The organism is Alteromonas infernus, assembly GCF_902705815.1.
In genome coordinates, this window is sequence record NZ_CACSIG010000082.1 from 21,676 (window position 1) to 32,350 (window position 10,675).

Below are 10,675 nucleotides of genomic sequence, written 5' to 3' on the forward strand. Positions count from 1 at the left end.
TTATCGCTCTAGCTGTTCCCTTCAAAATTTTCACTCCACCTTTTCGTCCACCGATAGCCTAAGGCACTGACTTAGTTAGTAATACTTTTTAAATGGATGAACTTCCTTCGTCCAGTTAGTATCAATTCAAAGGCTAAAAACTATGAAAAATTCTATCGACAACGGTCGCAGAAGATTTGTGCTCGGTGCCCTAACCTCGAGCGCTGCGGCTGCGTTAACCAACGTTAGTCCTCTATGGGCAGCACCTGTTGGTCGCCATTTTAAAGATCAAGTTTTGACAGGTGATATTAAAAATCTCAATGTGTCAAAAGCGCAATTGCCAATAGGCTCAAATATGGGCTCACCTATAACGATCAACGGTCAAATGCCGGGCCCGTTGATTAGATTGAAAGAAGGACAGCGAGCGCACCTCAATGTAACTAACCACCTTAACCAAGATACTTCAATACACTGGCACGGGATTATTTTACCACCAGATATGGATGGCGTTCCGGGAGTTTCCTTTGCCGGAATAAAACCTGGCGAAACATTTAAATATGCATTCGATGTCGAGCAAAACGGCACCTACTGGTACCACAGTCATTCAGGCCTCCAAGAACAGTTGGGCCATTTAGGACCTCTTGTGATCGACCCTGCAAATGGAGACATTGGGGCTGATAGGGAACATACAATTATTTTAAGCGATTGGACGTTTTCAGACCCCCATGAAGTTATGCGAAAACTGAAGGTAGCGGAAGGTTATTACAATTATCAAAAGCGAACTATTTTCGACACGTTAGAAGACGTAAAGAAAAAAGGGTTTGCCGATACATGGGAAGAGCGTGCTATGTGGGGTGCAATGCGTATGAGCCCTCGCGATATAGCTGACGTTACAGGCAGTACATATACATACTTAATGAATGGCCGGACACCACAGGACAACTGGCAGGCCCTGTTTAAAGTAGGCGAAAAAATCCGGTTGAGGATTATAAATGGTTCTGCGATGACTTATTTCGACTTTCGCATCCCAGGGCTTGAAATGACGGTTGTAGCTGCAGATGGTCAGCCTGTTAAACCAGTAAATGTGGATGAATTTCGAATTGCAGTAGCGGAAACTTATGACGTAATCGTTCAGCCAAAAGAGCGAAAAGCTTTTACCTTTTTTGCGGAAAGTTTTGATAGAAGTGGATATGCGCGTGGCACCCTAACCCCGTCAATTGGCCTTACTGCAGAGGTTCCCCCACAGCGAGTTATCACAGAGCGTGGCATGGCGGCGATGGGGATGGACATGTCTGGTATGAAAGGCATGAATATGGATAAGTCCAAGGTCGACAGCTCGGGCATGGCTGCTCCAAAAGGTGAAATGAAAGGAATGGGGCAGCATAGCGCCCATACAATGCATGGCACCCAAATGGAAGGAGAAATGACCCCCTCCAAAAAGCTCCCAGTAGAAAGCATAGACATTGTCCACAGCGAAGACGGGCACGGCGCTGGTGCAGCGATGATTGCTAAAAATCCAAGCTCTAGGTTGGATGAACCTGGGATCGGTTTGGAAGACAGCCCACATCGTGTCCTTGTTTATACAGATTTAGTCGGTGAAAGTCCTTGGCCTGACGAAAGAGAGCCGGAACGTCAAATTGAGCTTCACTTAACGGGCAATATGGAAAGGTACATGTGGTCGTTCGATGGCAAAAAGTTTAGTGAAGTAGACGGATATGTACGTTTCAATTATGGCGAGAGACTACGTCTGATCTTGGTTAATGACACTATGATGGATCACCCTATTCATTTACATGGTATGTGGATGGAACTTGAAAACGGCCAATATCCAAGACCTCGTAAACACACGATCAGCCTCAAGCCTGGAGAGAAGGTCTCGTTACAAATCAGCGCAGATGCCCCCGGTGAGTGGGCGTTTCATTGTCACCTGCTATACCACATGGAAGCAGGTATGTTTCGTGTTGTACAGGTCGCATAGGAGATTAAAATGAAACAGATATTAATAGCAGGCCTAATAACATTAACTTTGAGCGTTGACAATGCTTTGGCTCAATCAAGAGATGACTGGCCATCTCCTATTCCTAATGAATATTTTGGCCAAGTTCTATTTGACCGGCTTGAATATACTCGCACTGATGAGCAGCAAAATATAGCGGTCTGGGACATGCAGGCGTGGTATGGCGGAGATTACCATCGTCTTGTTTTTAAAAGCGAAGGCGAAAATACACAAAACGATGGAATGCCTACTGATCTGGAACGAGCAGAACTGTTGTACGGTTATCTCGTTTCTTCTTTTTGGTCTATACAATTTGGTGTGGGCACAAAGGGAGAGCTGTCATCCGATGCGGATATGGAAAACTATGCGGTGGTCAGTTATCAAGGTCTAGCGCCTTACTGGTTTGAAATGGAAAATTCACTGCGTATTAACGAAGACGGTGACATGCAGTTCATCAATGAAACCGAATATGACTGGCAACTAAGTCAAGTTTCCTATCTGCAACCGCGACTGGAAGTTGTTGCCAACCTCACCGATTCTGAAAAGTATGACCGTCAAAGCGGGTTGAGTAATATTCGTATTGGTTTGCGATATCGGCATGAAATAGTGAGGGAGGTAGCACCTTATGTCGGTGTTTATTACAGCAAAGCTTTGGGAAATACAGCTGATGCATTAAAGGCTGAAGGCAAGTCAACCAGTGAAACTGGTGTAGTGTTAGGTGCAAGGATTTGGTTTTAAACGCCCTACGCTAAAAATGAAATAACTGGTATGCCATTGCCAGTTATTTCTTTCTACACGTCTTCGAATTTGTTTTGTAATGGGCCTGTGTCCTTATATTTGCTGCAGGTTGCTTTTGTTGTTACTCAGGCTCACATGACATAAAGGAGTAACCAATATGAATGAACACGAGCATTCAAACAGGAAAGATTCGTTAAGCCTCTGGGGCGCGGTATCGATGGGAACTGGTGTAATGATAGGTGCTGGTATATTTGCTTTAACCGGGCAAATAGCAGAGCTGGCAGGCACATGGTTTCCTTTTGCGTTTTTAGTTGCAGCGATAATTGCAGGGTTTAGCTCATACAGTTACATCAAAATGGCACAGAAATACCCCTCTGCAGGTGGTATCGCCATGTTTCTGAAAAAAGCCTATGGTAGAGGTCTGCTGACTGGTGCCTGTGCATTGCTAATGTTTTTTTCCATGGTTATCAATGAAAGTTTGGTAGCCCGCACTTTTGGCACTTATGTCCTACAATTGTTTGACTCTCAGGGCGCTGAGTGGCTTATACCAGCGCTTGGCGTGAGTCTTCTTATTGTGGCATTCATTGTTAATATTTTGAGTAATCAATTCATACAGACCCTCTCATTTATTATGGCTTTTATCAAAATAGCAGGACTTGCAGTTTTGGCAATTGGTGGGCTGTGGGCAACCGGTTTGTCGTTTGAGAGCGTTTCAGCTCAACCGCAAGATACCAGCGCAACCGGTTTTCTCGGAGCCGTGGCACTTGGTATTTTGGGATACAAAGGATTCACTACAATCACAAACAGCGGAGGCGAGCTCAAACAACCAGAAAAAAATGTAGGAAGGGCCATAGTCATTTCTATATCCATTTGTGTGGTACTTTATGTTTTTGTCGCAGTTGCAGTAGGAGCAAATTTATCAATTGGCGAAATAATACAGGCAAAAGATTATTCGCTTGCTGAAGCATCTCGACCCGCATTCGGCCAGTATGGTGCTTGGTTTACTATAGCTTTCGCGATTATTGCCACGTCTTCCGGTGTCGTTGCCAGCATCTTCGCTGTTTCAAGAATGCTATCGATGCTTACATCAATGCAACTTGTGCCTCACCGTCATTTTTCATTACCGGGAGATATAAGAAGACATTCCTTAATTTATACGTTAGTCATCGCAATATTTCTTACCATATTCTTCGATTTGAGCCGCATAGCCTCCATCGGTGTAGTTTTTTATATCGTAATGGATATCTTCATCCACTGGGGAGTGTTCAAGCATTTACGAGATGATGTGCAAGCTAAAGCTTGGGTACTAGTCAGTGCAATTATTCTCGATATCATTGTTCTTCTATCTTTTATGTGGGTGAAAGCAAAATCAGATATCTTCATTGTTGGGATTTCTGTGGCTGGACTTCTTATCGTATTCGCGGCTGAGAAATGGTTTCTAAAGCTCCATGCGTATGATGATGATGATAAAAATTATAACTGATGCAAATCATTGAAGCTGTTCATGAACTACATCGACGGAGTAAGACAATATTCAGCGTAGGCAGAGTAGCAGCCTAAAAGGTAAGCGCAGTTGTTATGAATAGGAAAGGAATTAACCGGCATTAGCGTGCCGGTTATTTTTACTCGTGGCACACTTTAACCGCTTTTTTGCTGCTTCAGTGTATTCATTATTTCAGCAAACTCCTGTCCTTTTGACTCAGGTGGCTGGCTACAACCCTGCTTCTCTGTATTGGTTTGACTGGGTAGTTGCATGGCTTGCTGTAAGGCTAATTCTGAATTATTGGTTATCATAATATCTCACCGTTAGTTTAAATTTATGTGGCAGTAGATATCAGCAAATATCGTACCTGTGCTAAAAGGACAAATACTGACTATTTATTTAGCCCTCACTACTACAGCTGCCTATTGTAAATACTGGCAATAAGCCAACCCAGTACACCTGCGAACAAAGCCCATAAAGCTCCGCCTATCACTACACCCTATAAAGGCACGTTCCATATCATCCCTTGCCAGTCTGAAAACATTATATTACCAGCCATGGGTGACATCATGTCGGGCATTGTAATAATGAACAAAGAACTAACAACTAACAACACTCTCGAAGCTGAACGATGCGGCGCACGCGAACGCAAATACATTTTCTCGAATTTTCATCTTACGCCTCCTTAAAGCCAGCATCATAATGTAACGACATCGCTCAGCATTGTTGTTGAGTGAGAACGTAGAGCACAATAAGGTTATGTACGCTTCCTGTGAGCGCCCTGCGGCAAGTGGTGGCAACTCCACGGTTTGTGCGTCGCATTGTCTTTTATATTTTGATCTACAAACTGGTAATAACCTTCTTTTGTGTGTGTCCACCAGTCATTGTGAAGATCTGCGCCGTGTTTTCGAATGATCGCTTCAATACCGTCTAAATCGATATGTGTCGCATCATATGCCAGGTGAATAGCCCCTTCTTTGATGTTGTAGCTCACCTCATCAATGCCAAAGAGCTTGTCAATCTCTTCAATTAGGGGCTCGCAATTTGCCTCATAGACATTGCTGAGCCGTAAATTCCGAACGACTAAATTTGCTTCTCTGACACCGACTCTGTGGTCTAAATCACTCATATCTTTCTCCTCGGGTGTTAATTTGAATGTTTATGAGATTCGGGTGAATGGCTTCCATCCATTTTCGACATCATTACTTCCATCATCTTAAGATGCCTTTCTGCCATATCAACTTGGTTTTGCATGGGTTGCCCTTCCATTTTTTCGTGCATTATATGCATCATTCCCATCATGGATTGCATGTGTTTTTTCATCATTTCACGCTGCTTGCTGGGATTCTTTTCTTCTTTGATAGCGTTAACTTCTTCCTTCATCGACTTTATTTTTGCATTCATCATATGCATATCTTGGCCACGCATAGGCATTCCCGTTTGAATCTCTGGCTTGTCTGAGCCCTTATGCTCATGCTCTTCCATTTGTTGAGCTTGCGATGTTGCAGCCATTACTAATGTGGTTGAAAAAATGATTGATTTAGTGAATTTTTTCATGGCTTTCACCTTTTAATTTAAAGTTGAGGTTTGGGATCCAGCCAGGTGTCGTGTTGATATAGCTCACATACTCATCGCCAAATTCAGCAATAGCCAGAGCTTCTTCACGCTTTGCCAGTTTCACATACACAACAACTAAAACTGGAAACATGACCAGTGTGGGAATGGTCGGCCATTGCAACAAAAAACCGAACATGATCAGTATGAAGGCTAAATATTGAGGGTGGCGACACCGCGCATACCATCCAGTCTTAGCTAAGTGATGGTTCTTCTGAGCGTGGTGCAGCACATTCCATGCTGAGGACAAGATAAAGAATCCTGCAACAATAAATACCATACTGGCGATATGAAATGGGTCCCAGTGGGCGTCGCCTTTAAAACCAAAGAAAGTATGCAACAGATGTCCGTTTTCGTGCGCAAAAAAGTTTACTTCCGGATAGGTTTCAGCAAGCCATCCTGACAAGAAATAAATAGTCAGTGGGAAGCCATACATTTCGGTAAACAGGGCTACAATAAACGCAGAAAATACCCCCAAACTTCGCCAGTCGGTGGAAGATTTTGGCTTTACAAAACTGAATGCAAAAAAGATAAAAATAGCTGAGTTCAGTATCACCATTGACCATAAGCCATAATCATATGTATCATTCATCTTGGTTGTCCTTTTTAAGTGACTCCTTTCGGCCTTCCTCCAACCCCTGAATGTATCCATCACGATAAGCCGCGTTGTTATCACTCAATTCCTGAAAACTTTTCTGCTTATTGTCACTGTCGCGAGAATGTTCGTGGGCGTGTCCGTGTTTACCGTGGCTACTGTGCATGAATATATGCATGAATGGGCACAGCAATAAAATCAAATAGGGAAGAAACTGAAGGACATGATGACCATGTTCGAAAATTAAAAAATAAGTAACGGCAGCGATCATCGCTAATGCTGCCCACCCTGTAGGTGTTGACCAAAATCTGGGGTGACTGTTTTTCATGACTCCTCCTATACCACCGTAAGAACACCGCGATACATCTGCATCTGGCAGTGAAAAGTATGTTCGCCCTGTGGGACGTTTTCGAGGTGAATTGGTGTTACCTCATTAAGCGTTAGCTGCTCACTGATATCTAATGAAGGAATTAGCAGTACTTCGGAACAGGGAGACTCATCTTTGCGCAAAAACTTCAACGTAACAGATTGGTTTGCGTTTACCTGAATAGACGCTGGTGAGTACACGCCATTTTTTTACTTCTATGAGTATTTCGTTACTTTCAGTAACTGTCTGATCAGGCTTGTATAACCAAAACCACCAAATAATCAGTGCAATACCCGTAAGTCCCACAATATTAATTATCATCATAAGAAAACTCCTTAGTGGTCCTTTGCCTTGAATAGGCGAAGCCGGTTCGCATTTGATACCACTGTTAACGAAGAAAATGCCATGGCGGCTCCGGCGATAACTGGGCTTAGCAATACTCCGAAAAATGGATAGAGCACGCCCGCCGCAAAAGGTATACCTGCTACGTTGTAGATAAAGGCTCCAAACAAGTTTTGCTTAATGTTGCGCAAGGTGGCTTTACTAACCGCTATAGCATCGGCCAGACCATGCAACGAGCCGCGCATCAGGGTGATATCGGCGCTTTCAATGGCAACGTCCGTTCCTGTACCAATGGCAAAGCCAACATCAGCCAAGGCAAGAGCCGGAGCATCGTTAATTCCATCACCAGTCATACCCACTACTTCTCTCTGCTGCTGTAATTCATGTACTTTGTTGGCCTTATCTTCGGGCAATACTTCAGCAAAAAACTCGCTTATTGCCGCTTTCTTTGCCACTGCAGCAGCAGTTTCTTTGTTGTCCCCCGTTAACATGATGACCCGGATATCATTAGCCTGAAGACGCTTGATGGCAGAAACAGAGTCAGGTTTTATCGGGTCGGCAACCGCTATGATGGCAGCAAGTTGTCCATCTACAGCGAAATACATGGGAGTTTTGGCGTCTTTGGCCAGTGTTTGTGCTTTCTCTGAATAATTACCTATGCCCACCCCTTTTGAAGCCATAAGCTTGCTGTTACCAAACAATAAGGCCTTTCCTTCACAACGGCCTTCAACCCCCATACCGGTAATCGCATTAAACTCTTCGGTTTTCAGCAGCTCAATGCCCTGGTCGTGGGCACTTTCTACTATCGCCATTGCTAATGGGTGCTCTGAACCATTTTCCAGACTAGCTGCCAATTGCAGCACTGTCTTTTCATCACTGAAATTGGCTAAAATTATGTCAGTGACCTTGGGTGTACCTTCCGTAATCGTTCCGGTTTTATCCAGTATCATCACACTGATTTTTGATGCCGTTTGTAGCGCTTCGCCGTTGCGAATTAGCACGCCGGCTTCAGCAGCCTTTCCAACCCCCACCATAACTGACATCGGCGTGGCTAGGCCCAATGCACATGGACAAGCAATGATCAATACAGTGGTGGCCGAAACTATGGCAAATGCCAGTGCGGGCTCAGGCCCAAAGTTCAGCCATGCTAGCGCACTGAGCACAGATATAATCATGACCACAGGAACAAAGTAAGCGGATATCACGTCGGCCAAGCGCCCAATAGGCGGCTTTGAATTTTGTGCGCGTTTAACCATTGCAATGATTTGCGCCAGTGCCGTGTCTTTACCTACTCGAGTTGCTTTAAATAGAAACATTCCTGACTTGTTGAGAGTTCCAGCAACGACTTCATCGTCATGTGATTTTTCAACTGGCATCGGTTCCCCGGTTAGCATTGACTCGTCGATTGACGTATGGCCTTCAACAACCACACCATCAACAGGCACTTTTTCTCCAGGCCTGACTTTGATGACATCGTTAAAAAGCACTTGCTCGATAGCGACCTGGACCTCTTTATTGTCGCGAATAACCGTGGCTGTTTTCGCTTGTAATCCAATTAAACGTTTGATTGCTTCTGAGGTTTTTCCGCGGGCTTTTAGTTCTAAGGCAAGCCCCAGATCAATTAGACCAATGATCATAGCTGTAGCTTCAAAATAAACGTGCCTTGCCATTAACGGCACTGCTTCAGGTACCAACACTACCAACATCGAATAGAACCATGCTGTGCCTGTACCAAGTGCAATGAGTGTATCCATATTGGCAGAATGATTTTTAAAGCTCTTCCACGCACCGATGTAAAAATGCCGGCCGGAAAAGAACATTATACCCAGCGTCAGTAGGCCAACTGCTAGCCACAACAACCTCTCGACATTAGTCTCGACCGTCATTTCGTCGACAACAATGCTATAAGTCATTAGAGGGATACCTAGCGAAAGCGCAATGAAAGTATCTCGCATCAGCTTTTTGTAATAGGTCCTATCCGCTGCTTCTTTTTCATCGACTACATCAGTGTCAGGCTTATCTTCGAAAGGCTTTGCGTTGTAACCAACGGACTCTACTGCTTGAACCAATAATTGAGAATCCGCTGTACCCGATACAAGTACTGTTCTGTCTGCAAAGTTCATTTCGGCATTCTGCACTCCCGGCGTCTGCTTCAAGGCAGCTTCTATTTTTCCAACGCAACTGGCACATCCGGCGCCTTCTATCACTAATTGTCGCTGTGTTACTTCTGCACTCATAGTGCTCTCCTTTTTTCCTATTTTTAGAAGACTTGTTTTTTGACGGACAACAATTTTTCTGAAGAAACACCTGCATTAAGTTCTGTCATTTATGTTTTCCTCCAGGACGGTGTGTTCAAACTCTTCTATTAAATGACAGACCACGTGTGAGGATGGGGCTTTGTCACCCATTGCTCCCCATTTCCTTACTGCCAGCATCATATTTTGCCTGAGTAACAACATTGCCTTAAATTGTCTTTCTGTTTCTGCTAGCCTTCTTGCAATTAAGGTTCTAACTAGGGGACAAGCGGTCTTTCCATTATCTGCTTCTCTGAGAATTTGCTTGATATCTTCAACTGAAAAACCTAAATGCCTTGCACTTAATATAAACCGCAACCTGGAAGCATCTTTCGTTGAATAGAATTTATAACCATTGTCAGATTTTGCCGGCGTTATTAACTGCAAGCGCGTGTAATAGCGAACAGTATCTGGCGTTGTAGCCAAGGCGCTTGCGATCTCTCTTACTTTCATAGTTGTTCCGATGTCTTTAACCTAAAATTTTACTTATACCTAAAGGCTAAACCTGTGTGTGGGACGCAGGTCAATAGGCATGTAACTCGTGAAACTTTCGGTTCTAAGATGTAATGCGTTTTTAAGTGAGGCGGATAATACTTGCTGTTCGTTTACTGATAGCAAACAGTGTCTTAATGTATATTAATTAAGCAGTTGATCGTCTAAGACATTCTTTGATTGCAATTGATTAGTAAAGAAAACTTAGAGAAAAGCCTCACTGAGTTTATGTGTAGCTCTTAATCGGAGGGTGGAAGGGAGGAGAGTGTATACCAATTAAAGGGGTAATATTTATATCTGAAAATGAGCTTTGCTTAATGTTTTCACTTATCAGAATTTCAATATTTGAAAGTATACAAAATTGGGTTAAAGAAGTTGCACAGTAAGCACCTATACAGCACGCGCATATCGATTGATCATTTCCTTCGCAGTGCTGTACATCCTGGTTCTTTTCTGAATGAAGTGTGTGATTATTTAAAGTAGTATGTTCTACGCTTGATAAGGAATCATTTGAGGACATATGAGATTCTGATGTGTCGTGACCATCACATTTAATTGGGTTCGTCATAGCAAAGCCGTGCTGTGAAAGCAGCGCAGCTATTAGTACTAATTTAAACCACTTATAAATGCCTGACACAATAAACTCCATCAGTGAGTAAGGGAATAGTAGCGGTATTCCGTTATTCTTACTTTGACGTAGATCAACACAACACAAAAAAGTGCTTAGTGACGTGCTCCAATAGATTCACACACCCAGTTAAGAGATAATTATCTC

Annotated in this window: 10 protein-coding genes and 1 pseudogene; 3 read left to right on the top strand and 8 right to left on the bottom strand. The window is 43.5% G+C overall.

Annotated features, from left to right (window positions below):
• Window positions 1-142: 142 nt before the first annotated feature.
• The 3 genes from ACX5J7_RS18540 to ACX5J7_RS18550 all read left to right on the top strand — a co-directional run bounded on the left by ACX5J7_RS18540 (window position 143) and on the right by ACX5J7_RS18550 (window position 4,196).
• Window positions 143-1,957: a copper resistance system multicopper oxidase gene (locus ACX5J7_RS18540; protein WP_342289909.1), complete on the top strand. Its 1,815-nt coding sequence runs from the start codon at window positions 143-145 to the stop codon at window positions 1,955-1,957.
• A 9-nt stretch (window positions 1,958-1,966) separates the two neighbouring features.
• A complete protein-coding gene (locus tag ACX5J7_RS18545) occupies window positions 1,967-2,713 on the top strand; it encodes a copper resistance protein B (RefSeq protein ID WP_014978041.1) in 747 nt (248 codons plus the stop codon).
• Window positions 2,714-2,870: 157 nt separating this feature from the next.
• Window positions 2,871-4,196: an APC family permease gene (locus ACX5J7_RS18550; RefSeq protein ID WP_012516915.1), complete on the top strand. Its 1,326-nt coding sequence runs from the start codon at window positions 2,871-2,873 to the stop codon at window positions 4,194-4,196.
• Between the two features lie 155 nt (window positions 4,197-4,351).
• On the opposite strand, the gene ACX5J7_RS18555 is transcribed toward ACX5J7_RS18550, so the two are convergent.
• From ACX5J7_RS18555 to ACX5J7_RS18590, 8 genes and pseudogenes are all read right to left on the bottom strand, one after another.
• Window positions 4,352-4,507 carry a hypothetical protein gene (locus ACX5J7_RS18555; protein ID WP_012516914.1) on the bottom strand — a complete coding sequence of 52 codons (156 nt, stop codon included), beginning with the start codon at window positions 4,505-4,507 and terminating at the stop codon, window positions 4,352-4,354.
• A gap of 446 nt (window positions 4,508-4,953) precedes the next feature.
• On the bottom strand, window positions 4,954-5,325 hold the full coding sequence (locus ACX5J7_RS18560; protein ID WP_012516912.1) for a hypothetical protein: 372 nt from the start codon (window positions 5,323-5,325) through the stop codon (window positions 4,954-4,956).
• 17 nt (window positions 5,326-5,342) lie between these two features.
• Window positions 5,343-5,753, bottom strand: a complete 411-nt coding sequence (locus ACX5J7_RS18565) for a hypothetical protein (RefSeq protein WP_239247868.1) — start codon at window positions 5,751-5,753, stop codon at window positions 5,343-5,345.
• A complete protein-coding gene (locus ACX5J7_RS18570) occupies window positions 5,737-6,402 on the bottom strand; it encodes a methyltransferase family protein (RefSeq protein WP_012516910.1) in 666 nt (221 codons plus the stop codon). Before ACX5J7_RS18570 ends, ACX5J7_RS18565 begins: the two co-directional genes overlap by 17 nt.
• On the bottom strand, window positions 6,395-6,733 hold the full coding sequence (locus ACX5J7_RS18575; RefSeq protein WP_012516909.1) for a DUF2933 domain-containing protein: 339 nt from the start codon (window positions 6,731-6,733) through the stop codon (window positions 6,395-6,397). The genes ACX5J7_RS18570 and ACX5J7_RS18575 overlap by 8 nt, the downstream gene beginning before the upstream one ends.
• 8 nt (window positions 6,734-6,741) lie before the next feature.
• Window positions 6,742-7,096, bottom strand: a pseudogene (locus ACX5J7_RS18580) (cupredoxin domain-containing protein).
• Between the two features lie 11 nt (window positions 7,097-7,107).
• On the bottom strand, window positions 7,108-9,351 hold the full coding sequence (locus ACX5J7_RS18585) for a heavy metal translocating P-type ATPase (protein WP_498707848.1): 2,244 nt from the start codon (window positions 9,349-9,351) through the stop codon (window positions 7,108-7,110).
• A gap of 75 nt (window positions 9,352-9,426) precedes the next feature.
• Window positions 9,427-9,861, bottom strand: coding sequence for a MerR family transcriptional regulator (locus tag ACX5J7_RS18590; RefSeq protein WP_012516906.1), 435 nt, complete (start codon window positions 9,859-9,861; stop codon window positions 9,427-9,429).
• Between the last annotated feature and the right edge of the window lie 814 nt (window positions 9,862-10,675).

Excerpts from the sequence above, each read along its gene's own strand:
- ACX5J7_RS18540 (WP_342289909.1), top strand. The coding sequence starts at position 143 with ATGAAAAATTCTATCGACAACGGTCGCAGAAGATTTGTGCTCGGTGCC.
- ACX5J7_RS18545 (WP_014978041.1), top strand. The coding sequence starts at position 1,967 with ATGAAACAGATATTAATAGCAGGCCTAATAACATTAACTTTGAGCGTT.
- ACX5J7_RS18550 (WP_012516915.1), top strand. The coding sequence starts at position 2,871 with ATGAATGAACACGAGCATTCAAACAGGAAAGATTCGTTAAGCCTCTGG.
- ACX5J7_RS18555 (WP_012516914.1), bottom strand. The coding sequence starts at position 4,507 with ATGATAACCAATAATTCAGAATTAGCCTTACAGCAAGCCATGCAACTA.
- ACX5J7_RS18560 (WP_012516912.1), bottom strand. The coding sequence starts at position 5,325 with ATGAGTGATTTAGACCACAGAGTCGGTGTCAGAGAAGCAAATTTAGTC.
- ACX5J7_RS18565 (WP_239247868.1), bottom strand. The coding sequence starts at position 5,753 with ATGAAAAAATTCACTAAATCAATCATTTTTTCAACCACATTAGTAATG.
- ACX5J7_RS18570 (WP_012516910.1), bottom strand. The coding sequence starts at position 6,402 with ATGAATGATACATATGATTATGGCTTATGGTCAATGGTGATACTGAAC.
- ACX5J7_RS18575 (WP_012516909.1), bottom strand. The coding sequence starts at position 6,733 with ATGAAAAACAGTCACCCCAGATTTTGGTCAACACCTACAGGGTGGGCA.
- ACX5J7_RS18585 (WP_498707848.1), bottom strand. The coding sequence starts at position 9,351 with ATGAGTGCAGAAGTAACACAGCGACAATTAGTGATAGAAGGCGCCGGA.
- ACX5J7_RS18590 (WP_012516906.1), bottom strand. The coding sequence starts at position 9,861 with ATGAAAGTAAGAGAGATCGCAAGCGCCTTGGCTACAACGCCAGATACT.